The following is a 25,887-nucleotide window of genomic DNA, read 5'->3' on the forward strand; positions in this document are numbered from 1 at the left end:
TCTGAAACAACCAGAATGTGTTTTCAAACAAAACTTTCAGTACTTTTAAATAAAAATATTACAGAATGAACATCAATAAAAACTGGCATCAAAAACATAGTGATAATCTAAGCTGGGGCAGCAGAATTGCAGACAGCGTGGCAAAAGGAATGGGCTCCTGGAGTTTTATAATCATTCAAACCGTATTTGTAATGATATGGATGGGACTTAATCTTATTGCTTATTGCAAACATTGGGATCCCTATCCTTTTATATTACTAAATCTTTTATTCTCCACACAAGCCGCTTATGCGGCTCCCATAATTATGATGGCGCAAAACCGCCAAAACGAAAGAGACCGTATCCAGGCTCAGGAAGATTACCAAACAAATAAAGAGGCTAAAATAGAAATTGAGGCATTGGCTGCAAAACTTAATTCTATTGAAGTGGAAAAATTAGATAAGATAATCAAAATGTTAGAAAACAATTCATGAATCTGATTACTTCCTTTTAATAATATCGGGTAATATCGGGATTGAATTGAAAATTTAATTCTTTCAGTTTTTTAGTATAAAAAAAATTAAAAAATTTACCATATTATTTAAAACAAGTCTAAATAAAAACTGTAGTTTTGTGAAATCATTAACAAGTATTTTTATAGTAATTAATATTTCACAAAAACATGAAAAGAGTATGTCTTATAAATACAAAGAAAGTATTTAAATTAGCATTAACCATTAGTATTATAATGGGACATTTGACTATCCTGGCTCAACACAGGAATAGTAGTATTAGAGGAACTGTTACGACAAAGGATGGCAAGCCGGCAGAATTTGTAAATGTTACTATCGAAGGAGGTAAATCTGCTCAGGTAGATACTAAAGGTAAATATATCCTTAAAGATATTCAAGCAGGTAATTATGTACTTATAGTAAATTATGTAGGTTTAGAAGAACAGAAACGTGAAATAATTTTAAAGGAAGGAGAAAATCAAATACAGGATTTTATTCTTTCAGAAAACAATCAACAATTAGAAGAAGTAGTAATTAATGGTGGACGAACCAACAAATTCTCTGTCAAAAAAACCACTACTTCCGCTAAAATGCCTTTAAGCAATTTAGAAAACCCTCAAATTTATACCACTATCCCTAAAACCCTTTTAACAGAACAAATGGTTACAGAGTTTAGTTTATCCCTTAAAAATTCTCCGGGAGTCTATAAACTTCAAAATAACAGAGGGATTAACAGTGATGGGGCTTCCTTTTATGCCATGCGTGGATTCAGAACAGAAGCCGCTTTTGTTGACGGAGTACCATCGCAAACTAATGGAGAAATAGAACCTGCTAACATTGAGCGTGTTGAATTAATCAAAGGACCATCCGGAACACTTTTTGGAGGTGCAGTAGTTTCTTTTGGCGGATTAATTAATATCGTAACAAAGAAACCTTTGGATACTTTAGGTGGAGAAGCTAATTTTACTACAGGCAGTTATGGATTAAACCGTTTGAGTGCTGATGTATACGGACCTGTTAACAATGAAAAGAAATTATTTTTCCGTATCAATACTGCTTATCAAAATCAAAGTAGTTTTCAGGATGCCGGTTTTAAAAGATCTTTTTTTGTAGCTCCTACGCTGGAATATCGTTCCAGCGAGCGTTTAAATCTGAGTTTAACTGCAAGCTTTTATTCGCTGGAAGGAACAAGTCCTGCTACTATATTCCTAAACAGAGTACGCCCCTATATAGCCACTACTCCGGCAGAATTAAATTTTAACTGGAAAAGATCATTCACCAGTAATGATTTAGTTATGAAGAACCCAACGGTAAACATCAAAGGGCAAATCAATTATAAACTTTCAGATAATTGGAACTCACAAACTATTTATTCAGCTAACAGCCGTAGATCAAACGGATTTTATCTTTATTCTTTCTTAAGAGGAGCTGCAAGCGATGAAATGTTAGAACGCAATGTATCATTACAAAATACGGTTAATACCGCAACAGATTTACAGCAAAATTTTATTGGAGACTTTAAATTATTAGGATTACGTAACAGAATGGTAATTGGTCTTGATTATTTAAATCAAACTATTAATAATGATAATTCTCCGTATATCGTTTTTGACAATGTAAGTGGTTTGAATCCACAAGATGCAAACTATACTAAAATATCTAAAGCAGCTGTTGAGAGCAGACTAGCAACATCTACAGCAACACCAACTAAAAACAACACTAAGGCTAATATTTACAGTGTATATGCTTCAGATGTATTAAATATTACCGATAGATTAATGGGAATGCTGAGTCTTAGAGTGGACCGTTTTCAAAATCGTGGAACTATTAATCAAGCAACTGCAACTCTTTTGACGAATTCTGAATACATGCAAACTGCTGTATCACCTAAATTTGGTTTGGTTTACCAAATCCTTCCGGATCGTATTTCCTTATTTGGAAATTACATGAATGGATTTGCAAACGTACCACCAGTAACGCAAACTGCACCAAACGTTTCAGGAACTTTTAAACCACAGCACGCCAATCAATATGAAGGAGGTATCAAAACCGATCTTTTTCAAGGAAAATTGAGTTTTACAGCGAGTTATTATGATATTTCGGTAAGTAATATGACTCGTCCTGAAGAAATAAATATTGGAGGACAAAATTATGTGGTTACGGTGCAAAACGGAACACAAAAAAGCAAAGGAGTAGAACTGGAATTGATTGCAAATCCTATTGAAGGATTAAATATAATTGCGGGTTACAGTTATAACGATAGTAAACTTACAAAATCTACAACGGCACTTGAGGGAAGACGTCCGGCATCAGCAGGTCCAGCTACTTTAGTTAATTCATGGGTTAGTTATGCTTTTCATAAAGGAAAAATTCAAGGTCTTGGTATCGGTACAGGTATAAATTATATTGGAAAACATCTAACCGGAAACTCCGCAACTACAGGTGTATTTACTTTACCAAGTTATACTTTACTAACTGCTACCGTATTTTATGACAGACCCAGATATCGAATTGGATTAAAAGTAGACAACCTTACTGATGAACTTTATTTTACAGGCCAGGGAACATTGACAGCGCAACCACCAAGAACCGTCGTTGCGGGTCTTACAATTAAATTTTAATTTTCAAACCATCATAATTACACCACTAGTTCAATTCAAACTAGTGGTGTTTTTATATCTTAAAAAAATAAAAATCAGCTTGAATATTAGGTTTGACTTCTTATGCTTTAAAATTACTCTATCTTTGCATCCCAATAAAAAAATACCACTTTATGCAAGATATCATTGATCGCTTTATTAGTTATGTAACTATTGATACGGAATCTGACCCAAATTCCGAAACAACTCCAAGTACCGAAAAACAATGGATTTTAGCCCATAAATTAGTTGAAGAATTAAAAGCCATAGGAATGCAGGATGTAACCATCGATGATAAAGCATACATCATGGCGACATTGCCTGGTAATGTAGATCATGAAGTTCCAACAATAGGTTTTATTTCTCATTTTGACACTTCCCCTGATTTTTGCGGAGCTAATGTAAAACCACAAATCTTGAAAGATTATGACGGAAAAGATATTGTACTAAATGCAGAACAAAACATCGTGTTATCCCCTAATTATTTCAAAGATTTATTACAATATAAAGGACAAACCTTAATTACTACAGACGGAACAACTCTACTTGGCGCAGATGATAAAGCCGGGATTACCGAAATTGTAACTGCGATGGAATACCTGATTAAAAATCCGGATATTAAACATGGCAAAATCAGAATTGGATTTACACCGGATGAAGAAATTGGTCGCGGAGCACATCATTTTGACGTAGAAAAATTTGGTGCTCAGTGGGCTTACACTATGGATGGAAGTCAGGTAGGCGAATTAGAATATGAAAACTTTAATGCCGCAGGAGCAAAAATTACGTTCAAAGGAAAAAGTGTTCATCCCGGTTATGCCAAAGGCAAAATGATTAATTCCATGTTAGTCGCCAATAGTTTTCTTAATGAATTACCTTCTGACGAAGTACCTGAAAAAACCAAAGGATATCAGGGATTCTATCATGTACATCATGTTACAGGAAGCATCGAAGAAACAATTGTTGAATTAATCATCAGAGATCACAACAGAAAAAAATTCGAAAAAAGAAAAGAAAAAATCAATAAGATAGTCCGTAAAATCAATAAACAATATGCAAAACAATTAGGAGAAGATATTGTTATTGCTGAAATCAAAGATCAATATTACAACATGAAGGAAAAAGTACTTCCTGTAAAACACATTGTTGATATTGCTGAAAAGGCCATGCGAGATTTAAAGATCAAACCTATTATAAAACCTATTCGTGGCGGAACCGATGGTTCTCAATTATCGTATATGGGATTACCATGTCCCAACATTTTTGCCGGCGGACACAACTTTCATGGTAAATACGAATATGTTCCGGTTGAAAGTATGCAAAAAGCTGTATCTGTAATTGTAAAAATTGCAGAGCTAACCGCTCTTCCTGATTATGGACTGGAAGATACAAAAACAAAAAAAAGAAAATAATCAGAATTACATTTATTTCAAGCAAAAAGTCCCAAAATCTGGGGCTTTTTTTTATCTCTTTATAATCTTTTAAGTACTTGTATAGAAAAACTTAACATTCCGGTATGTAAATTTTGTGTAAATTTAAATACAATACCTTATTACTCTGATAACTCAATGAGGTATTAAAAGTGTATTTACAATAACCAAATCGTACTATTATGAATGAAAAACAAGAAGAACCAAATAAAGTTCCTGAAAACGTTGAAAACCCAAAGCCAGTAAGACAAAGAACCACAAAACCCACAGCTAAAAAAGAAACTCCTTCTGAACAGAAAACTGCAAGACAGAGAGCTACAAAACCGGCAGCTACAAGAGTAACTCCTGATAAACCTAAAACTGTCAGACAAAGAGCAACAAAGACTACGGCTGCTACTACAACACCGGAAGAACCGAAAACCGTCAGACAAAAAAAAACCGTAACTGCTGAAAATCCGGAAAAAAAGGACTTACCAGACATGAATCCGGATCAGACCGTAAAAAATGAAACTGTCGCTACGCCGGAACCGAAAGAAGTAACTGCCACAAATACCGAAGAAGTTTCTAAAACTAAAAAGAAGAAGAAAAAAAAGGCTAAGGATAAAAAGAAAGAAAAAGAGAAAAAGGCAAAGGCGAAACTTAAGGAGAAAAAAAAGTTAGCCAAAGCCAAGAAGGTAAAAAAAGAAAAAGCTAAAAAAGCAAAAGAAAAAGCCAAACTCAAAGAGAAAAAAGCCAAGGCAAAAGCTAAAAAAGCGAAGAGCAAGAAAAAGAATAAAAAGAAATAATTTCTGCCATTTTAGTCCTAAAAAAAAGTCCCTGCATGAGGGACTTTTTTATACAATATTTTTATTGTAATCTTATTTTTTAGCTAAAGAAGCACTCATTTCCATAGAAATTGCTGAACGTTCCATTTTTAACTTACCAGCCATGGTTTCCACAACTACAGTAGTTTCAGCTAATTCTGCTACTCTGCCGTGAAGACCACTTTTAGTAATGATTTTATCACCTACTTTTAAACTGGCTTCAAATTCTTTTTCCTGTTTTGCTCTCTTTTGTTGTGGTCTGATCATAAAGAAATAAATAACCACAAACATTAAAATAAACGGTGCAAACTGACTTAACTGACCCATAACTAGTCTTCTTTTTTAATTTATTAATAATATTACATTAAACCGCGACCGGCTTTAATCATTTTTTTACTGGACTCTAATTCTTTAACCAGATTATCTAAAATTCCATTGATAAAAATACTACTTTTAGGAGTAGAATATTCTTTGGCTAATTCTAAATATTCGTTCAGTGTTACTTTTACAGGGATGGATGGAAATTTCAAAAATTCGCAAATAGCCATTTTTAAAATAATAGTGTCTACCTCAGCAATTCTTTCACTGTCCCAATTAGGAGTTTTATCTTCAAACTCTTTAGCTAATGCAGCTTCATTTAAAACTGTTTTTCGAAACAAATCTTTAGCAAAATCCCTGTCTTCATTGTCTTTGTACAATTTTGGCACTTTAAAATTATCGTTTTCGACAGGTTTCATGGCTTTCAATTGTTTGATAATTTGCGTATTCACCATTGGAATATCATCAATCCAGGTTAATTTATCATCTTCTAAGAACTCGTATAATTTCTCATTTGGAACAATGACTTCTGTAAACAAATCAACAATCAACTGTCGGTCTTCTTCAAAAGAACGAGTTGGATTACTCATATATTTTTGGTAATAAGAACTTTCTTTTATAGCTGCTAATAATAAGGCTATGTAATCCTCATGTAAATGCCAGGCATCAATTTTTCTGGTTTCTAAAGCAATACTTAAAGAATTGTTTTCGGCAAGGATTTCGAAAATACTGTTCTTAATAAACTTTTCATTGGGATTACGTTCGGCTGCAGTAGCTAAATGTTTTTGGCTGGATAAATGCAGAAACTGAGCTTCTTTTTTACATATTTCCAACAAAGAAGAAATCATTGTAAGGTATAAATCCTGAATATTATCGATACTGTAAAAAAGGAATTTTTCTTCCTTTTCCAAGTTATCAGAGCCGTTTTGATGCATCGCATAAATGGTTTGCATAACTTTAACGCGAATGTGTCTTCTATTTACCACCTTGTAAGAACTTTATAAAATTAGGCTGCAAAAATAAGGATTTCCTTTTTTAAAATAAAATTTAAAGCTATAAAAAGCAGAAGAAACATAACACTGATTTGTGTTTTTATTCCTCTTTTTTAACTTTCATTAATGAAACGTTAAATCCAACTTAACAGCAAACAGATTGCTAACAATTATTACTTTTAAAGTTTATCTTTGTTTTTTTAAATACAGCCTAGCCCAGAAATGAAAGAATTACTCTATCTCAATAAATATTTCATTAAATACAAATACCGTTTTATTTTAGGAATTGTATTTACGATTGTCGCTCAGATATTTTCTCTTTTTACTCCTAAATTAATCAGTAAATCTTTTGCTGCTATTGAAAATTTCGCAAAAGACAAATCAGTTCCTAATTCGGTTATTCAGGATGAGTTAGTAAATAATATTCTGCTCATTATCGCTACTACTATCATTGCGGGATTTTTAACTTTCCTGATGCGTCAAACTTTGATTGTAATGTCGCGTCATGTTGAATTTGACCTTAAAAATGAAGTATTCAGACAATATGAAAACCTGTCTCAGAATTTCTACAAAAAGAACCGCACCGGAGATTTAATGAACCGGATAAGTGAAGATGTTTCTAAAGTTAGAATGTATGTGGGGCCGGCCGTAATGTACACCATTAATACCGTGATTCGGTTTGCAATTGTGATTATTTTCATGTACAGAGTATCGCCGTTACTAACTTTATATACTATTTTACCTTTACCGATATTGTCGTATGCTATTTTTAAATTAAGCACTGAAATTAATATCCGAAGTACTACTTTTCAACAATATCTTTCTAAAGTTTCGAGTTTTACACAGGAAATATTTTCGGGAGTTCGTGTCATAAAAGCTTATTCGCTGGAAAACCAGCACCAGAACAATATGGTTGATTTAGCCTTAGAAAGCAAAAGTAAAAGTTTGGATTTAGCTAAAGTACAATCGTTATTTGGCCCATTGATGTTGGCTCTGATTGGAATCAGTAACCTTGTTGTGATTTATTTTGGCGGATTGATGTACATTAACGGAAGTATCGAGAGCATTGGAACCATTGCCGAATTTATTCTTTATGTAAACATGCTGACCTGGCCAGTTGCATCCTTAGGCTGGGTTTCCTCAATGGTTCAGGAAGCCGAAGCTTCTCAGAAAAGACTCAACGAGTTTTTAAAAATAAAACCTGAAATAAAAAATAACAATCCTGAACAATCAACTATTGCAGGAGCCATAGCATTCGAAAATGTTAGTTTTACTTATGAAGACACTCACATTACAGCACTTCATAACGTTTCATTTACGGTAAACAAAGGAGAAACACTTGCTATTCTTGGAAAAACCGGCTCCGGAAAATCAACCATACTTTCGTTAATTTCCAGAATGTACGATGTAAGCGATGGTACTATAAAAATAGATAAACAGGAAATCAGTAAACTTAACTTGTTTGATCTGCGTAACAGCATTGGTATTGTACCTCAGGATGCCTTTTTATTTTCTGACAGTATTAAAAACAATATAAAATTTGGTAAAGAAGATGCACAGATTGAAGAAGTTATGGCCGCAGCCAAAAACGCTGTAGTTCATGACAACATTATGGGATTCAACAAACAATATGATACCATTTTAGGAGAAAGAGGAATTACACTTTCGGGCGGACAAAAACAACGGGTTTCTATAGCCAGAGCCATTATAAAAAACCCTCCTATCTTATTGTTTGACGACTGCTTATCAGCTGTTGATACAGAGACCGAAGAAACTATTTTAAACAATTTAAATGCTATTTGTAAAGACAAGACAACAATCATTGTCAGCCACAGAGTTTCCTCAGCCAAAAATGCTGATAAGATTATTATCCTTGAAGACGGAAGAATTATTCAACAAGGTTCTCATAACCAGTTAATAAATGAGGAAGGCTATTATGCATCGTTATATTTAAAACAACTTTCTGAAAAAGAATTACTTTAAATCTTGCTTAATACATATATTTTTATCATTTTTGGTTTCAATTAACAACCATATTATTGTATAGAACGGATTATGAGAGAAAATGACATGTTAGAAAAAGAAGAAATCTTTTCTAAAGTTTTACGTGCAGGAAGAAGAACTTATTTCTTTGATGTGAGAGCTACAAAAGCGGATGATTATTACATTACCATTACCGAAAGCAAAAAATTCACTGAAGAAGACGGTTCTTTTCATTTTAAAAAACACAAAATATATTTGTACAAAGAGGATTTTGCTGCTTTTTCAGAAATACTTGAAGAAATGACTTCTTATGTTTTAAACCACAAAGGAGAAGAAGTAATCTCTGAAAGACATCAGAAAGATTTTAAGAAAGAATACGCTACTGAAAGAGTAAGTACAGAAAGTTCAGTTACAGGAATATCAAATTTTACCGATATTGATTTTGATGACATTTAATTGTTTCAAACAAAACAGGTTAAAACAATATTTTAAGTCCAAAAATCGGTTCGGTTTTTGGACTTTTTTTTTATTAATTTTTAAACAAGTAAACTATGACTTTAACAGCAATCGACTGGCAGGAAACTACTAATAAATATTTAACTGAATACAGTGAGTTAATAGTCCCATGGCTTTTAACAAGTGGGGTGAAAATAATTTTTATTCTCATTGCTGCTTTTATACTGAACAAAGTACTCAACCGTTTTATTGAAAAAGCAGTCCGCATAGCTATCAGATCAGACAGATATTCGTCTAAAGAAGCAGAAGAAAAAAGAGAAAACACCTTAATTCAGATTTTCACAACTACTTCAAAAATTGCTATTTTATGCATTATCCTTCTAATGATATTGGGAGAGTTTGGCATCGAAATAGGACCTATTTTAGCTGCAGCAGGAATTGTAGGTCTGGCTTTTGGTTTTGGTGGACAATACCTTATCCGGGATATCATTTCCGGATTATTCATTATCCTTGAAAACCAGTATCGCGTGGGGGATGTTGTCAATTTTGATATTGCTGCGGGAGCTGTAGAACAAATTAGTTTAAGAAAAACAACTTTACGGGATCTTGACGGAACGGTACATCATATCCCCCATGGCGAAATTAAAAAAGTCTCCAACCTTTCTACTGAATACTCAAGAATTAATTTAAACATTGGAGTTTCTTACAATTGTGATATTGAAAATGTTATTGCAGTAATCAACAAAATTGGTAATGAGCTCGCTACCGATAAAGAATTAGGCAGATTTATCATAAAGGCACCTCAGTTTTTAAGAGTGGATGAATTTGCTGACTCTTCAATTATCATCAAAATTTTAGGAGAGACACAACCTAGCAAACAATGGGATGTAACGGGGGAACTCAGAAAAAGAATCAAAATCACTTTTGATAAAGAAGGCATCGAAATTCCTTTCCCGCAATTAGTGGTTCATAATGCTGTTGAAGCAATCGATAAAAAATTAACTGAGACAACTTCATAATTTATTTATTTTTCAAGAAACTAACTTCTAAAAAAAGCAATATGACAACTCCAATTGTATCCGTAGAATGGCTTAAAGAAAATCTTCAAGATCCTGAATTAATTATTCTGGATGCGGTGCTGGACACACCGCCACATGATTTACAAATTGCTGGTGCCCGCAGCTTTGATATCAAAAATAAATTCAGTGATACTTCAAATCCATTACCTAATACATTGCCAAAGCCCGAAGCATTTGCCGCAGAAGCACAAAAATTAGGCATAAATAAAAACAGTAAAATTGTCGTGTATGATACCAAAGGAATCTACTCAAGCCCCAGAGCCTGGTATTTATTTAAAAGTATGGGACATGAAAACGTCTGGGTTCTTGACGGTGGATTTCCCGCCTGGACACAAGCAAAATTGCCAACAGAAAAAGTAGTTGAAAAAAGTTATCCGAAAGGAAACTTTGAAGCCCGTTTTAATCCTGAAATGTTCAAAAACAAAACCCAGCTTTTAGAAAACATCAGTTCAAAAGAAGCAGTTGTTATCGACGCACGTTCTTCTGATCGTTTTCACGCAGAGACTGAAGAACCCAGAGAAGGCTTAAGAAGCGGACACATTCCCGGAGCTGTAAATCTTCCTTTTTCGAAAGTCTTAAAAGACGGGCAATTTTTATCAAAGGAAGAACTGGAACAAATTTTACCAGTCCAGAATCAGCCCTTATATTTTTCCTGTGGATCCGGTATCACAGCCTGTATTGATTTAATCGCCTACGAACTGGTTGCTCCTGATACACCGAAAGCAGTATATGACGGCTCGTGGACAGAATGGGGTCAGGATCATGATTTACCGATAGAAAAGTAAAAATTTACTCTTAATATAAAGTTAGCCGTAAATGAGATATGCATTCAAATTCTTCATTTACGGCTTTTTTTCGACAGCACAAATAATCATCCTATCCGTAAACCATTTTCAACAGGAAAATCGGGAGCCAGTAGAACCACATCTCCTTCGTTACCTACAGCACCTAAAACCAGACATTCACTCCTAAATTTACCGATTTGTTTTTTAGGAAAATTGATAACGGCAACAATTTGACGATTCAATAGTTGTTCTTTAGTATATCTCTTAGTAATCTGAGCCGAAGTTTTTCTGATTCCAATAATTTTTCCAAAATCAACAATCAATTGAAGTGCTGGTTTTCGGGCTTCGGGAAAATCATTAACCGCTATAATTGTACCAACATGCATAGCGACTTTCTCAAATTCAGACCAACTTAAATTGTTCTCCATATTTTTAATCTTTTTAATTCAAAAACTTTTGCCGTTTATATAGACGCAATTTTAGTAACTTTAAACTCTAAAACAAAAAAAATGGCACGCACTCCGTCAAACATGCTGAAATTAGGAACTACCGCTCCTGAATTTTATTTAAAAGACACTACTTATAACAAAAAATGGTTCACTTTTGCTGATTTAAAAGGAGAAAAAGGTACACTGGTATTTTTTATATGCAATCACTGCCCTTTTGTTCATCATGTAATTGAAGAAGTCGTCAGAATAGCCAATGATTACAGGGTTCAGGGAATCGGAATCATTGCTATTTCAAGTAATGATGTAGTAAATTATCCGCAGGATGGTCCAGAATTGATGACCGAATTTGCGTTCGAAAACAACTTTGAATTTCCATATCTATTCGACATAACGCAGGAAGTTGCCAAAGCTTATGACGCAGCCTGTACACCTGATTTTTATTTATTTGATAATCAAAACAAATTAGTATATCGCGGTCAACTGGATGATAGCCGTCCAGGAAACGGAATTCCTTTAAGCGGTAGCGATTTACGTGGCGCTATTGACGGAATTTTATACAACCGTAGCATCAATCCGGATCAAAAACCAAGTATCGGCTGTAATATTAAATGGAAAACAGTTTAGAAGAATTTAGAATTTAGAATAAAAGAGTTTAGACAAAAAAAAGCGATTTTCAAATTGAAAATCGCTTTTTTATATCATCAATAATGCAATCTAAATCTGCAATCTGAGATTTAAAATCTATAATTACTTAACGTCCATTAATTCAACGTCAAAAATCAAAGTAGCATTTGGCGGAATTACTCCTCCAGCTCCGCGGGAACCGTATCCTAAATGAGACGGAATTACAAAACGGGCTTTATCTCCTACCTGTAACAAAGCAATACCTTCATCCCATCCTTCAATTACATTTCCTTGACCTAAAGGAAATTCGATTGGTTTTTTACGCGGATAAGAACTGTCAAAAACTTTTCCGTCAGGAAGTTGTCCTGTATAATGTACAGAAACTGTTTTTCCGTTTTCAGCTTTTTTACCTTCACCTCTCTGAATAAACTGGTAACGCAATCCGCTTTCTGTTTTCTCAAATCCGGCAGCTAATTTTTCCATTGCTTCTTCAGCAGCTGCTTTCTCTGCTTCTAAACGTTTTTTTCTGTTTCCTTCAAAAACTCTAAACGCTTCAACAGCATTCCATTTTTGAGCTTCTTCACCTACTCTTATAATCTCTAAAGTTTCTAAAGCATCTCCCTGAGCTACCGCATCAACTACATCCTGACCTTCTACAACATGACCAAAAACAGTATGTTTTCCGTCTAACCAGGAAGTAGGTACATGTGTAATGTAAAATTGAGAGCCATTAGTCCCCGGACCTGCATTGGCCATAGCCAAAACACCCGGACGATCGTGTTTCAAACTTGGATGAAACTCATCATCAAACTTATACCCCGGATCTCCTGTTCCTGAACCAAGAGGACAACCTCCCTGAATCATAAAATCAGGAATTACTCTGTGAAAAGTTAATCCGTCATAATATTTTGTTCCTTGCGGTTTTACTTTATTTTCTAAGTTCCCTTCAGCTAATGCTACAAAGTTACCAACAGTTCCTGGAGTTAAATCATGAGTTAATTTTACTAAAACACTCCCTTTAGAGGTATTGAATTTAGCGTATATTCCGTTTTCCATTCTTTTAAATTTTTTATTGAAGCGCAAATTTACAAATTAATTTTTTATCCATTGATGCTTTCTAATGCTTTCCGTCCGGATTTATAAGTCAATCCATAAACCGTAAAAGCCAAAACAGATAACAACAAACAGCCTGAAGTAACTGCAAACCATCCACCAAGTTCCCACAAAAACAATCCATAAGCAGATCCTGCGGCTGTACCTAAAAAACTAAAGGACATAAAAACCGTATTCATTCTGTTTCTGGCTTCAGGTACAATAGAATAAACTCTGGTCTGATTGGAAATATGAACTCCCTGTAATCCGATATCAATAAATACAATACCAATAACGATCCCTGTAATATTCGTTGAAGAAAAATAAAAAATCATAAAACTCAAAGCAATCAGTAAGCAGCCATAACCTACCGCAATTCTTGAATTTCCTTTATCCCCTAACTTTCCTACCAGCGGAGCAGCTAAAGCTCCCGAAGCACCAACAATACCAAAAAGACCAATAGTAGCACTATTAAACGAAAAAGGTTCAGCCGAAAGCAATAAAACCATGGTGGTCCAGAAAGCACCAAACTGAGCAAAAGAAAATACATTGATTAAAGTAGCTTCTCGCAACAAAGGCTGTTCTTTTATTAAGCTAAAAAGAGAAGTTATTAACTGCCCGTAAGTTCCTTTAAAATCAGGTTTATTATATGGGAACTGTTTTTGAATAATAAAAAACAACAACAAACATAAACCGGAAGCAATCCAGAACATAGCACGCCAGCCCCAAACTTCTCCAATAAATCCGCTCAATGTTCGCGAAAGCAAAATCCCTACCAATAAACCACTCATAATAGTTCCCACTACTTTTCCTCTTTGTTCCGGTTCGCTCAGGGAAGCTGCCAAAGGCAAAATAAGCTGTGGCACAATCGAAGTGATTCCTATTAAAAGAGAAGCCAGTTCTAAAATAAAAAAACTCTGCGCTGTTGCAGCAATAATCAAAGCAACTACTGTAGCAAAAGTAGTGGCCAATATTTGGGTTTTTCGTTCTATTTTATCACCTAATGGCACCATAAAAAATAAACCAATAGCATAACCCGCCTGAGTTAAATAAGTAATGGTTCCTGCATCGGCATCCTTAATATTAAATTCATTAGCAATAAGAACAATTAAAGGCTGACAATAATATAAATTAGCCACGATTAGTCCTGTGGCTACCGCCATAAAAAGGACATTTTTTTGAGATAAATTCATTTTGCAAAAATACTAACATAAATTAAAATGCATTTTAAAAAACTTATTTAGCTTCTAAAAAAGCAATCAGTGGTTTTACAAACAAATTAAAACTCTCTATGTGAGGCATGTGACCAATATTTGGAATTTCGACTAATTTAGAACCTGCTATTTTTTGCTGTGTAGCTTTACCTAGATGCTCATACAATCCCATTGTTTTTCTGACCTCTTCAGTCACTAATGGTTTGCCTAAAGCCGTTCTGTCTCTTGTTCCTATAATTAATAAAGTAGGACATTTTATATTTTGAAATTCATAAACTACTGGCTGAGTGAAAATCATATCATAAGTCAACGCTGCATTCCAGGCATATCTTTTAAAATCAGGATTCAACGTCCAGCCTGCCAATAAGTTTACCCATTCATTATATTCCGATTTCCATTTGCCGTCATAATAACTTTCCATCTGATATTTTTTTATTTTTTCATAAGACTGATTCAGTTCATTTTTATACCACCAGTCAATATTTTTATAAGGCACTTTTAATTTCCAGTCTTCTAAACCTATTGGATTTTCCAGAATCAGCTTTTCTACCATTTTAGGATACATCAAAGTAAAACGGGTGGCCAGCATTCCTCCCATGGAATGTCCTAAAACTGCTGTTTTCTGAATCTTTAAAGTATCCAGAATACGTTTGGTATTTTCGGCTAATTGCTGAAAAGTATACTGAAAACGTAAAGGCTTATCTGATTTACCAAAACCAATCTGATCGGGAACAATGACCCTGAAACCCTGCTTTGTTAAAGCTGCAATTGTAGTTTTCCAATAGGCTCCATTAAAATTTTTACCATGCAGCAACATTATATTTTTACCATTATAATTAGCCGGTTTAACATCCATATATCCCATTTGTAACTGCTGTTGCTGAACAGAGAAACGGATAAAATGTACAGGATACGGATAAGTATAATTCTTTAAATTAATATCTAATTCTTTTAATTGGTCTTGTTGTGCAAACGAAAATAAAGCGACTAAAAACAACAGAAGGCTAAATTTATATTTCATCTTTTTCATTTTAAATTATTTTTATTTGGGAAAAGTAAATTTAGTTATAAAGAATTGCACAAGGAAACTATTTATAAAACTTTACAATTTCTTTGACTTTATATTAAAAAAAGCAGTTCATCCATGTTAAAATTCATTATTGCAGAATGTACTTCTAAAAACAGTTTCAAATTGTATCTTTGCCGCCTAACTATTTGGAAGATTTACCATGCGAATTGATATTATTACTGTTTTACCTGAATTATTACGCAGTCCCTTTGAGGGTTCTATTATGAAACGCGCCATTGACAAAGGTCTGGTAGAAGTTCACATTCATAATTTAAGAGATTACACCACAAACAGACAAAAAAGTGTGGACGATTATCCCTATGGCGGAGGAGCAGGAATGGTGATGACTGTACAACCTATTGACGATTGTATTACACATTTAAAAGGTCAGCGAACTTATGATGAAATCATATATATGTCTCCGGATGGCGAAACGTTAAATCAAAAAATGGCTAACACCATGTCCATGTACGAAAACATAATTATTTTATGCGGACATTATAAAGGAGTAGATCAAAGAGTTCGCGATCATTTCATTACAAAGGAAATATCGATTGGTGATTATGTTTTAAGCGGTGGTGAACTGGGTGCTTTAGTTTTATCAGATGCTTTAATCCGATTAATCCCGGGAGTTTTAAGCGATGAAACCTCTGCATTGACTGATAGTTTTCAGGATGGTTTACTATCAGGACCTATTTACACCAGACCTGCCGACTATAAAGGTTGGAAAGTTCCTGAAGTTCTAACCAGCGGAAACTTTGCTAAAATAGACAAATGGAATGAAGACATGGCCTACGAACACACTAAAAATCGTCGTCCGGATTTATTGGAAGAATAGAAAATAGAATAAAGAAACAAGAGAAAAGATAGTGACTTCATCTGTATTGCTCTTTTTTTATTTTGCCTCTTTCTTCTTGGTTCTTTCTTCTCTTTAAAAAAAAGCAATTTATAATTCATAATTCATAATTATTTTTTACTTTTGCACCCACATTTAATTAACCTCTGGCGATACCCGTGAATGTTGATTAGATTTTTAAACCATAATTAGCAATTAAAATGGCAAATTTAGTAGATTTCGTTAATAGCGAATTTGTTACAAAAAAAGATTTCCCTGAATTCGGAGCTGGAGACACAATCACAGTTTACTACGAAATTAAAGAGGGTGAAAAAACAAGAACTCAGTTCTTTAAAGGAGTGGTAATCCAAAGAAGAGGTACTGGAACTACTGAAACTTTTACAATTCGTAAAATGTCAGGCTCAGTAGGTGTAGAGCGTATCTTCCCTATCAACTTACCAGCTTTACAAAAAATTGAAATCAACAAGAAAGGTGCTGTACGTAGAGCTAGAATTTTCTACTTCAGAGAACTTACTGGTAAAAAAGCTAAAATTAAAGACAAAAGAAGATAATTTATTATCTCTTTACAATAAAAGTCTCGTCTCGTTAACTTATAACAGACGGGATTTTTTTTTGACTGTGCCTAACACTATCATCATTATTAAAGAAAGAAATATTCTTTTAAAAAAATAACATTTTACAGCCTTGTCGTTAGTTATCCCATAATTCGGGTATTTCTATAACAAACGGGACTGTATTTTAGTCTGATTTACATATCTTTGCACCGCTTTATTCAAAGCAAACAATACATTTCACATTCTTTATTAAAGAATTACGATTATAAAATTAAAAAAATGACACAAAAATCAAAGATTGTTTACACATTAACTGACGAAGCACCTTTGTTAGCTACTTATTCGTTTTTACCTATCGTTGAAGCTTTTACTGCTACTGCAGGAATCGAAATTGAAACAGAAGACATTTCAGTTGCCGCTCGTATTCTTGCTAATTTTCCTGAGTTTTTAACTGAGGAGCAAAGAGTAAAAGATTCATTGGCTGAATTAGGAAAACTAGCTACTGCTCCAGAAGCAAACATTATCAAATTACCAAACGTTTCTGCATCTGTTCCTCAATTAAAAGGAGCTATTGCTGAATTACAAGCACACGGATATGCGGTTCCTAACTACCCGGAGGCTCCACAAAACGATGCTGATGCAGCAATAAAAGCAAAATATGCTAAAATATTAGGTTCGGCTGTAAACCCGGTTTTACGTGAAGGAAACTCTGACCGTAGAGCACCGAAAGCTGTAAAAAACTACGCTAAAGCAAACCCACATTCAATGGGAGCCTGGTCTGCTGATTCAAAAACAGCAGTTGCTTCTATGGAAAGTGGTGATTTCTACGGAAGCGAGCAATCACTTACGGTAGCTGATGCTACTGATGTAAAAATCGAATTTGTTGGACAAGACGGAACAACTACTGTCCTTAAAGCAAGTACTCCGCTTAAAGCAGGTGAAATTATTGACAGTTCCGTAATGCACTTAAACGCTTTAAAATCTTTTGTTGCTAAAACAATCGCTGAAGCTAAAGCTCAGGGAGTTTTACTTTCTGTTCACCTGAAAGCGACTATGATGAAGGTTTCTGACCCAATCATCTTTGGCGCTATCGTTGAAGTTTACTTCAAAGATGTTTTCGAAAAATACGCTGCTTTATTTGCTGAATTAGGAGTAAACACTAAAAATGGTTTAGGTGATGTCTATGCTAAAATTGCAGGTAATGCACAAGAAGCTGAAGTAAAAGCCACTATCAATCAGGCAATTGCAAACGGACCAGCCCTTGCTATGGTAAACTCTGATAAAGGAATTACTAACCTTCACGTACCATCAGATGTAATTGTAGATGCTTCTATGCCGGCAATGATTCGTACTTCCGGACAAATGTGGAACAAAGAAGGAAAACCACAAGATACTATCGCTATTATCCCAGACCGTTCTTATGCCGGAGTTTATACAGCTACAATTGATTTCTGTAAAAAACACGGTGCTTTTGACCCAACTACAATGGGAAGTGTTCCAAACGTAGGTCTGATGGCTCAAAAAGCAGAAGAATATGGTTCTCATGATAAAACATTCCAAATGTCAGCTAACGGAGTTGTTCGTGTTGTTGATACAAACGGAACTGTTTTAATGGAACAAGCTGTTGAAGCAAATGATATTTTCAGAATGTGTCAGGCTAAGGATGCTCCTATCCAAGACTGGGTAAAACTGGCTGTAAACAGAGCACGTTTATCTGATACTCCTGCCGTATTCTGGTTAGATGAAAACAGAGCTCACGACAGACAATTAATCGAAAAAGTAAACACTTACTTGAAAGATTACGATACAACCGGATTAGACATCCGTATCTTAAATCCGATTGCTGCAACTCAATTTACATTAGAAAGAATTATTAAAGGTTTAGATACTATCTCAGTAACCGGAAACGTATTGCGTGATTACCTTACTGATTTATTCCCTATTTTAGAAGTTGGTACTTCTGCTAAAATGTTATCTATCGTTCCATTAATGAACGGTGGCGGATTGTTCGAAACGGGTGCAGGTGGATCAGCTCCTAAACACGTGGAGCAATTTACTCAAGAAGGTTACTTACGTTGGGATTCCTTAGGAGAATTTTTAGCTTTAGGTGCATCTTTGGAACATTTAGGACAAAGTTTAAACAATGAAAAAGCAATCGTTCTTTCTGAAACTTTAGATCAGGCTAACGATGCTTTCTTGCAAAACGATAAATCTCCGGCTAGAAAAGTAGGCCAAATTGACAACCGTGGTTCTCACTTTTATTTAGCTTTATACTGGGCTCAGGCTTTAGCTGCTCAGGATAAAGATGCTGATTTAAAAGCTATCTTTACTCCTATCGCTAAAGAATTGACTGAAAACGAAGCTAAAATTGATGCTGAGTTAATTGGTGCTCAGGGTAAAGCGCAGGAAATTGGAGGTTACTACCAGCCAAACCCTGCTTTAGTAAGTAAAGCAATGCGTCCAAGCGCAACTTTAAATACAATTTTAGATAAAATTGCTGCTTTAAAAACTGCTTAATTATCTTATTTTATAAATATTAAAAAAGACAACTCGACAGGGTTGTCTTTTTTTTGCTTTTTTATCTATAAATAAACGAACATTCATTTATAATCTATATTTTTGCTGTGACAAATAATAAAGATGAGAACCAGAGACACCAATAAAGAGGAAATTGTAAAACAAAAAGCCATAGCGCTTCTAGTTGAAAAAGGTATTGAAGGTTTTAGCATGAACCGTCTGGCAAAGGAAAGTAACATTTCGGTAGCTACTTTATACATTTATTATTCCGACAAAGAGGAATTGATAAAAAAAATAGGCATCGAAATTGGAAAAGAATTCTTTGCTGAAATGTCTAAAGATTTTTCACCATCAATGCCTTTTAAAGAAGGATTATACAAACAATGGGAAAACAGAAGTCGTTTTACGCAAGAAAAACCACTTGAAGTAAATTGCTGGGAAGTATTGACTCATTCCAGTTACGGTGAAACCATTTTAAATGAAAGTCTGACTGAATTTAAAATTACAATGGGAGAATTTTTTAACAATGCCATACAAAGAAAAGAACTTATACCTACTATTTCTAAAGAAGTATTCTGGAGTATTGCCTATGGTCCATTATATTCCTTACTCCGATTTGAAAGAGACGGTAAAAATTTTGGCGGAGGCCCCTTTAAACTCAATAAAAAAATTACAGACGAAGCATTTCAGTTCGTGATAAAAGCATTAACGCCCTAAACTAAAAACTTATGGAAACGAATAGCAACATTTTGATTTTTGCAACTAACATTAAAACAGAGAAAGACAAAAAGCTGGTAAGCCCCGTATTGAATGCACATCCCAAAATTGAAAAATGGAATATTGATTTAGAAGATATCGATTCGGTTTTACGCATTGAGACTAAAACTCTCAATACAGAGGACATCATAAAAATAATAGCTGAACAGGATTATAAATGCACTGAATTAAGCTAATAATGAAAAACAAAGAATCCAAAGTAATTCCTTTTACTTCTTATCAAAAATTTGCTGTTTTTATTTTAGCAATTACCCAATTTACAGTTATTCTGGATTTTATGGTTATGTCGCCATTGGGAGATATACTAATAAAAAGCATGCAACTTAAACCTTCTCACTTTGGAGTTATTGGTTCTATTTCAATGGCAATTGTAACTGATTTGTTTTCAATACAGCAACGCGGTCGTGTCATGGATACAATATAAACATTAATTAACAGTTGTTCAATTGCTATTCTTTTACAAATAATAGACATTTGTATCACAAACTCTCTCTAATGATTTCAAAAAAAAACAGTTATCTTTTTATCCTTCTTCTCATCAGCTTCTCTGTTTTTTCGCAGGGCAAATTTACCCTGAGCGGAATTGTTACAGATCTTAAAAATAACGAAACCCTGATTGGTGTGAATATTTATTTCCCTGATTTAAAAACAGGAACAACCACTAATGAATATGGATTTTATTCGATAAGTATCCCGCAGGGAAACCATAATTTAACTATTAGTTACATTGGGTATCAAAGTATTGAAAAAAATATTTCACTGACTCAGAGTACCAAAATGAACTGGGAACTTACTGAAAACGGAGAATTACTGAATGAAGTTATCATTACCGATAATCAGGGAAAAGCCAATACCAGAACTCCGGAAATGAGCGTTAACAGATTGTCAATTTCGGCTATAAAAAAAATGCCTGTTGTTCTTGGAGAAGTCGATGTAATAAAATCCATTTTACTTTTACCCGGAGTTACGAATGCAGGTGAAGGTGCCTCAGGATTTAATGTGCGTGGCGGCGGTGCTGATCAAAATTTGATTCTTCTTGACGAAGCTACCATTTATAATTCTTCACATGTTTTTGGATTCTTCTCCGTATTTAATCCTGATGCTATTAAGGATTTAAAATTATATAAAGGCGGAATTCCGGCACGTTTTGGAGGGAGAGCTTCTTCGGTTTTAGATATTTATCAAAAAGAAGGAAACAGCAATGATTTTCATATGAATGGAGGAATCGGATTGATTTCGAGCCGTATTCTTGCCGAAGGACCTCTTGTAAAAGATCGTGGTTCTTTTTTAATTGGAGGCAGAGCTTCTTATGCGCATTTATTCCTAAAACTTTCACCTGAACAAAAAGACAATTCCGCTTATTTTTATGACTTAAACACCAAGCTGAGTTATAAGATTAACGACAATAACAATATCTATTTATCAGGATATTTTGGTCGTGACGTTTTTGCTATTAACAAAACTTTCAGTAATACCTACGGAAATACAACTTTAAATTTACGCTGGAATCACTTGTTTTCAGATAAATTATTTTCAAACCTATCTCTTATCTACAGTGATTATTATTACGGACTGGATTTAGACTTTGTAGGTTTCACCTGGGATTCTGGAATTAAAAATTACAATATCAAATATGATTTTAAGAATTACATTTCTGATAATTTCAAATTAAGTTATGGTGCCAATGCCATTTATTACAACTTTAATCCCGGAACGATTAAACCATCAGATACTGATTCCGGAATTAATCCGGATCAGTTAGACCGAAAATATGCTTTTGAACCCTCTCTTTATATAGAAGCAGAAAACAAACTGACTAAAAAAATCGCTGTTAACTATGGATTGCGCTACAGCATGTTTTACCGCTTAGGAAATTCCACTATTAATTTATATGAAAATGATAATCCGGTAGTTTTTAATTCTGATTTTCAGATTTATGAAAAAGCTATTCCCACAGGCAGCAAATATTATGGTAAAAATAAAACTATAAAAAGCTTCAACAATTTTGAGCCGAGATTTTCTGTTTCTTATCAGTTAAAAGAAAACCAGGCTATTAAAGCCAGCTACAACCGCATGGTACAATACCTGCAATTAGTTTCTAACACCTCTTCTCCTACTCCTTTGGACGTTTGGATGCCGAGTGATACATATATCAAACCGCAAATTGCTGATCAGGTTGCACTGGGGTATTTTAAAAACATTCGCAACGGCGATTATTCTGTTGAAATAGAAAGTTTTTACAAGAAAATCCAAAACCGGATGGATTATATTGATGGTGCCGATTTGATTGCCAATGATGCTATAGAGCAAGTCGTTCTAAATGGACGGATGCGTGCGTATGGTTTAGAAATGATGTTCAAAAAAAATGCAGGCCGGTTAAACGGATGGATTTCATATACTTTATCCAAGTCTGAACAACAAACTCCGGGAAGAACACCTGAAGAAATAGGTATTAATTATGGTAAATGGTATAATTCTGCTTATGATAAAACACATAATTTAGCCATCACTGCTGCTTATCAGCTGAATAAAAAATGGGATTTTGGAGCTAATTTTATGCTGCAATCCGGACAACCCGTTACGTATCCGGACAGTAAATACAGCTATGGAGATGTTTTTGTCCCAAGTTACGGCTTGCGAAATGGAAATCTTCTCCCTGTTTACCATCATCTGGACCTTTCAGCAACTTTAACCCCTTCAAAAAACAATAACCGAAACTGGAAAGGCGAATGGGTTTTTAGTATTTACAATATATACAACCGCCAAAATGCGGCTTCCATCGCTTTCAGACAAAATACAGATACTGCAATGAATGAAGCGGTAAAGACTTCTATTTTTGGTATTGTACCGGCTGTAACTTATAATTTTAAATTCTAAGGTTAATAAAAAAACATCATGAAAAAAATACTCTTCCCTTTTCTAATTTTAATCAGTTTGCTAAGCAGCTGCGAAGAAGTAGTGGATTTAAAATTAGACACAGCAGCTCCTAAATTAGTAATTGATGCTTCAATTGTATGGGCAAAAGGCAGTAGCGGAAATGCTCAAAAAATCAAACTTACTACCACCACCGGATATTATGATACCGAAGTTCCCATTGTAACAGGAGCAAATGTTTCAATAACTAATAGTCAGAATACTACTTTTATTTTTGAAGAAATTCCGGAAACCGGAGAATATGCCTGTACCAGTTTTATTCCTAAAATAGGAGAAACATATACACTCACTATCATAAATAATGGCGAAACATATACAGGATCGGAAGTATTTCAGTCGCTGGCTCTAATTAACCGGATTGAACAAAACAATGAAGGCGGCTTCACCGGAAAAGACATTGAAATAAAAACCTATTTTACTGATCCTGCCAATGAAGATAATTATTATCTCTACAAATACATTTATTCTAATGAAGCTACAGTTGATTATAACGTTGATGAAGATAAATTTTTTCAGGGCAACGAATTTTTCAGCCGTTCCCAAAAAGATGATTTAAAAGCAGGAGATGAGATCGAATTAACACATTTTGGTATTTCTAAGCAATATTACAATTACATGAATATCTTAATTGGGATTATTGGAGGAAATTCCGGAGGTCCTTTTCAGACACCTCCGGCAACAGTAAGAGGAAATATCAAAAACATAACGAATCCTGAAAATTATCCTTTGGGTTATTTTTACTTAGGCGAAGCTGATTTACGCAGATTTGTAATTCAGTAACAGGTTTTAATCTAAAAGCAAAATGCAATTGGCTAAAGCCAAAAGCAATTGATTCACACCAATAAAATTATACTAACAGCAAATACTTTTTTACCGCTGATTACACAGATTTTCAACAATTAATCTGTATAAAGCTTATAAGCTGTGGCAAAAAAAATTAGTTATATTTGTTCACTCATAAATTTAAATCTACATTCTTTTGTCATCACACCATATTGTTCGCGACGATCAGGAACCGGCTTTAATTATTGCCAATGGCGCTTCCTGCAGCCCTGAGCTCTTAGGTCAGTTACTGGAATGGTCGCCGCTGGTAATTGTATTAGATTCAGCCATTGACAGGGTAATGCAACTCGACATAAAAATTGATGTTTTATTGGGGGATTTCGATAGGGATTTTGACCCTGACCATTACAAAGAAAAACAATATCCGCTGGAAATTGTACATACTCCGGATCAGGATAAGACCGACTTAGAAAAAGCTTTTGATTATTTGTATGAAAAAAACTTTACGGCTGTTAATGTAGTTTGGGCAACAGGAAAACGTACTGATCACACCATTACAAATATAACTAATATTGTACGCTATCGTGACAAACTAAAAATCGTCATATTAGACGATCATTCTAAAGTGTTTTTATTACCCCGTAAATTCGAAAAATGGTATACAGCCAATACACCTATTTCATTAATCCCTATAGGTCATGTAAGCGGAATTTATTCTGAAAATTTATTCTATCCGCTTAAAGGAGACAGTCTCACTATTGGGTACCGAACCGGAAGCAGCAATCATGTGGCTCAGGATGGCTTAGTAATGATAGAACACCAACAAGGCGATTTGTTATTAATGGAATGTACGGATTAATACACAGAGAAAACTTTTTTATTTACCTTAAATTCAGATTGCAAAAATTTAACAGCTAATTCATTCTAAAATAACACTTTGGAAAGCGAAAACAAATTTGAAAATTGTACCTTTGCACCGAAATTAAAAAATAAAGATGTCTAAAGCAATCAAGGAGAAAATCAATTTACATCCCAGAAACCAACATCGATCACGCTATGATTTTATGTTGCTGATTGAAAATTGTCCCGAACTAAAATCTTTTGTCCATCGCAATGAACATCATCCCGGCACTTTGGGAGAAACTATTGATTTTAGCAATCCGAAAGCGGTAAAGGCATTAAACAAAGCATTATTACATACTTATTATAATATTCAAAACTGGGATATCCCTCAGGATTACCTTTGTCCTCCCATCCCCGGACGAGCAGATTACATTCATTACATAGCGGACTTATTAGCCGAAAGCAATAACGGAATCATACCAACAGGAAATGAAGTAGAAGGTTTAGATATTGGTGTGGGAGCTAATTGTATTTATCCTATAATTGGTAATGCAGTCTATGACTGGAGTTTTGTAGGAACCGATATTGATGACAATGCGCTGAACAATTGTACTAAAATAATCGAAGCAAATCCTGAACTGACTGATGCAATTAGTCTACAGCAACAATTAGAATCACGTTATATCTTTAAAAACATCATCACTCCCGAAGATAAATTTGCTTTCACGATTTGTAACCCACCTTTTCATAAATCAGCCGAAGAGGCCGGCAAAGGCAGTCTGCGAAAAGTAAATAATCTGGAAGATAAAAAAAACACCAAAGCCGTTTTAAATTTTGGTGGACAAAATACAGAGCTGTGGTGCGAAGGCGGCGAACTGGGTTTTATTACCCAAATGATTTATGAAAGCGCCCGTTACCCCATGCAGTGTCTTTGGTTTACCACACTTGTTTCAAAACAATCACATCTGAAAAGTTTATACAAAACTTTAAACAAAGTTAATGCTGCCCAGATAAGAACCATAGATATGACTCAAGGGCAAAAAATAAGCCGTATTCTGGCCTGGTCTTTCCTAACCGAAACTCAACAACAGGATTGGGAATTTGAAATAAAACCCTCTGTTTTTTAAAAAATTCTTTTTATTATTTTCTTTTGTTTTCTTTTATTTTCTTTTACTTGTTTTTTTTATCAAAAAAAAATA

General features: G+C 34.4%; 24 protein-coding genes and 1 pseudogene. 19 read left to right on the plus strand and 6 right to left on the minus strand.

Annotated elements, in window-relative coordinates; genetic code table 11:
* The first annotated feature begins 65 nt into the window (after positions 1–65).
* From ACSV4D_RS13715 to ACSV4D_RS13730, 4 genes are all read left to right on the plus strand, one after another.
* A complete protein-coding gene (locus ACSV4D_RS13715) occupies positions 66–473 on the plus strand; it encodes a DUF1003 domain-containing protein (RefSeq protein ID WP_408082524.1) in 408 nt (135 codons plus the stop codon).
* 188 nt (positions 474–661) lie between these two features.
* Complete coding sequence (locus ACSV4D_RS13720) at positions 662–3,112, plus strand: TonB-dependent siderophore receptor (RefSeq protein WP_439228703.1); 2,451 nt, start codon at positions 662–664, stop codon at positions 3,110–3,112.
* Positions 3,113–3,264: 152 nt separating this feature from the next.
* Positions 3,265–4,542: a peptidase T gene (gene pepT / locus ACSV4D_RS13725; protein ID WP_408082526.1), complete on the plus strand. Its 1,278-nt coding sequence runs from the start codon at positions 3,265–3,267 to the stop codon at positions 4,540–4,542.
* Positions 4,543–4,742: 200 nt separating this feature from the next.
* On the plus strand, positions 4,743–5,345 hold the full coding sequence (locus tag ACSV4D_RS13730) for a hypothetical protein (RefSeq protein ID WP_439228704.1): 603 nt from the start codon (positions 4,743–4,745) through the stop codon (positions 5,343–5,345).
* A gap of 72 nt (positions 5,346–5,417) precedes the next feature.
* Here the strand turns inward: ACSV4D_RS13730 and yajC are convergent, their stop codons facing one another.
* Positions 5,418–5,690, minus strand: a complete 273-nt coding sequence (gene yajC, locus ACSV4D_RS13735) for a preprotein translocase subunit YajC (protein WP_408082528.1) — start codon at positions 5,688–5,690, stop codon at positions 5,418–5,420.
* 32 nt (positions 5,691–5,722) lie between these two features.
* Positions 5,723–6,634 (minus strand): transcription antitermination factor NusB, encoded by a 912-nt coding sequence (gene nusB, locus ACSV4D_RS13740; protein WP_408082529.1) that lies wholly within the window; start codon positions 6,632–6,634, stop codon positions 5,723–5,725.
* Positions 6,635–6,895: 261 nt separating this feature from the next.
* On the opposite strand from nusB, the gene ACSV4D_RS13745 reads away from it, so the two are divergent.
* The 4 genes from ACSV4D_RS13745 to ACSV4D_RS13760 all read left to right on the plus strand — a co-directional run bounded on the left by ACSV4D_RS13745 (position 6,896) and on the right by ACSV4D_RS13760 (position 10,976).
* Positions 6,896–8,656, plus strand: coding sequence for an ABC transporter ATP-binding protein (locus ACSV4D_RS13745; RefSeq protein ID WP_439228705.1), 1,761 nt, complete (start codon positions 6,896–6,898; stop codon positions 8,654–8,656).
* Positions 8,657–8,728: 72 nt separating this feature from the next.
* Complete coding sequence (locus ACSV4D_RS13750; protein ID WP_408082531.1) at positions 8,729–9,112, plus strand: PUR family DNA/RNA-binding protein; 384 nt, start codon at positions 8,729–8,731, stop codon at positions 9,110–9,112.
* Between the two features lie 95 nt (positions 9,113–9,207).
* Entirely contained in the window at positions 9,208–10,131 is a 924-nt protein-coding gene (locus ACSV4D_RS13755; RefSeq protein ID WP_439228706.1) for a mechanosensitive ion channel family protein, read from the plus strand.
* A gap of 41 nt (positions 10,132–10,172) precedes the next feature.
* Positions 10,173–10,976, plus strand: a complete 804-nt coding sequence (locus ACSV4D_RS13760) for a sulfurtransferase (protein WP_439228707.1) — start codon at positions 10,173–10,175, stop codon at positions 10,974–10,976.
* An 86-nt stretch (positions 10,977–11,062) separates the two neighbouring features.
* Here the strand turns inward: ACSV4D_RS13760 and ACSV4D_RS13765 are convergent, their stop codons facing one another.
* Positions 11,063–11,404 (minus strand): tRNA-binding protein, encoded by a 342-nt coding sequence (locus ACSV4D_RS13765; protein ID WP_408082534.1) that lies wholly within the window; start codon positions 11,402–11,404, stop codon positions 11,063–11,065.
* 81 nt (positions 11,405–11,485) lie between these two features.
* Here ACSV4D_RS13765 and ACSV4D_RS13770 point away from each other — a divergent pair, with 81 nt between their 5' ends.
* On the plus strand, positions 11,486–12,049 hold the full coding sequence (locus ACSV4D_RS13770) for a thioredoxin family protein (RefSeq protein WP_439228708.1): 564 nt from the start codon (positions 11,486–11,488) through the stop codon (positions 12,047–12,049).
* 123 nt (positions 12,050–12,172) lie between these two features.
* Here ACSV4D_RS13770 and ACSV4D_RS13775 read toward each other — a convergent pair whose 3' ends face one another.
* From ACSV4D_RS13775 to ACSV4D_RS13785, 3 genes are read right to left on the minus strand one after another with little or no spacing between them, the layout of a single operon-like run.
* Entirely contained in the window at positions 12,173–13,105 is a 933-nt protein-coding gene (locus ACSV4D_RS13775) for a peptidylprolyl isomerase (RefSeq protein WP_439228709.1), read from the minus strand.
* A gap of 44 nt (positions 13,106–13,149) precedes the next feature.
* Positions 13,150–14,334: an MFS transporter gene (locus tag ACSV4D_RS13780; protein ID WP_439228710.1), complete on the minus strand. Its 1,185-nt coding sequence runs from the start codon at positions 14,332–14,334 to the stop codon at positions 13,150–13,152.
* Between the two features lie 43 nt (positions 14,335–14,377).
* A complete protein-coding gene (locus ACSV4D_RS13785) occupies positions 14,378–15,385 on the minus strand; it encodes an alpha/beta fold hydrolase (RefSeq protein WP_439228711.1) in 1,008 nt (335 codons plus the stop codon).
* A gap of 199 nt (positions 15,386–15,584) precedes the next feature.
* On the opposite strand from ACSV4D_RS13785, the gene trmD reads away from it, so the two are divergent.
* From trmD to rlmF, 10 genes and pseudogenes are all read left to right on the plus strand, one after another.
* Complete coding sequence (trmD, locus tag ACSV4D_RS13790; RefSeq protein WP_408082539.1) at positions 15,585–16,262, plus strand: tRNA (guanosine(37)-N1)-methyltransferase TrmD; 678 nt, start codon at positions 15,585–15,587, stop codon at positions 16,260–16,262.
* Positions 16,263–16,480: 218 nt separating this feature from the next.
* Positions 16,481–16,831 (plus strand): 50S ribosomal protein L19, encoded by a 351-nt coding sequence (rplS, locus tag ACSV4D_RS13795; protein WP_408082540.1) that lies wholly within the window; start codon positions 16,481–16,483, stop codon positions 16,829–16,831.
* 282 nt (positions 16,832–17,113) lie between these two features.
* On the plus strand, positions 17,114–19,351 hold the full coding sequence (locus ACSV4D_RS13800) for an NADP-dependent isocitrate dehydrogenase (protein ID WP_439228712.1): 2,238 nt from the start codon (positions 17,114–17,116) through the stop codon (positions 19,349–19,351).
* Between the two features lie 123 nt (positions 19,352–19,474).
* Positions 19,475–20,068, plus strand: a complete 594-nt coding sequence (locus ACSV4D_RS13805) for a TetR/AcrR family transcriptional regulator (RefSeq protein WP_439228713.1) — start codon at positions 19,475–19,477, stop codon at positions 20,066–20,068.
* An 11-nt stretch (positions 20,069–20,079) separates the two neighbouring features.
* The gene (locus ACSV4D_RS13810) at positions 20,080–20,304 is read left to right on the plus strand and encodes a hypothetical protein (RefSeq protein ID WP_439228714.1); all 225 of its coding nucleotides are present in this window, start codon (positions 20,080–20,082) and stop codon (positions 20,302–20,304) included.
* A gap of 2 nt (positions 20,305–20,306) precedes the next feature.
* Positions 20,307–20,549, plus strand: a pseudogene (locus ACSV4D_RS13815) (hypothetical protein); the annotation flags it as partial.
* Between the two features lie 74 nt (positions 20,550–20,623).
* Positions 20,624–23,005 (plus strand): TonB-dependent receptor, encoded by a 2,382-nt coding sequence (locus tag ACSV4D_RS13820; protein ID WP_439228715.1) that lies wholly within the window; start codon positions 20,624–20,626, stop codon positions 23,003–23,005.
* 18 nt (positions 23,006–23,023) lie between these two features.
* The gene (locus ACSV4D_RS13825; RefSeq protein WP_439228716.1) at positions 23,024–23,842 is read left to right on the plus strand and encodes a DUF4249 domain-containing protein; all 819 of its coding nucleotides are present in this window, start codon (positions 23,024–23,026) and stop codon (positions 23,840–23,842) included.
* A gap of 199 nt (positions 23,843–24,041) precedes the next feature.
* On the plus strand, positions 24,042–24,704 hold the full coding sequence (locus ACSV4D_RS13830; RefSeq protein WP_439228717.1) for a thiamine diphosphokinase: 663 nt from the start codon (positions 24,042–24,044) through the stop codon (positions 24,702–24,704).
* A gap of 136 nt (positions 24,705–24,840) precedes the next feature.
* Positions 24,841–25,815 (plus strand): 23S rRNA (adenine(1618)-N(6))-methyltransferase RlmF, encoded by a 975-nt coding sequence (gene rlmF, locus ACSV4D_RS13835; RefSeq protein WP_439228718.1) that lies wholly within the window; start codon positions 24,841–24,843, stop codon positions 25,813–25,815.
* The last annotated feature ends 72 nt before the right edge of the window (positions 25,816–25,887 follow it).

The sequence above is a fragment of the Flavobacterium sp. ARAG 55.4 genome (assembly GCF_051846875.1).
GTDB lineage: Bacteria > Bacteroidota > Bacteroidia > Flavobacteriales > Flavobacteriaceae > Flavobacterium > Flavobacterium plantiphilum.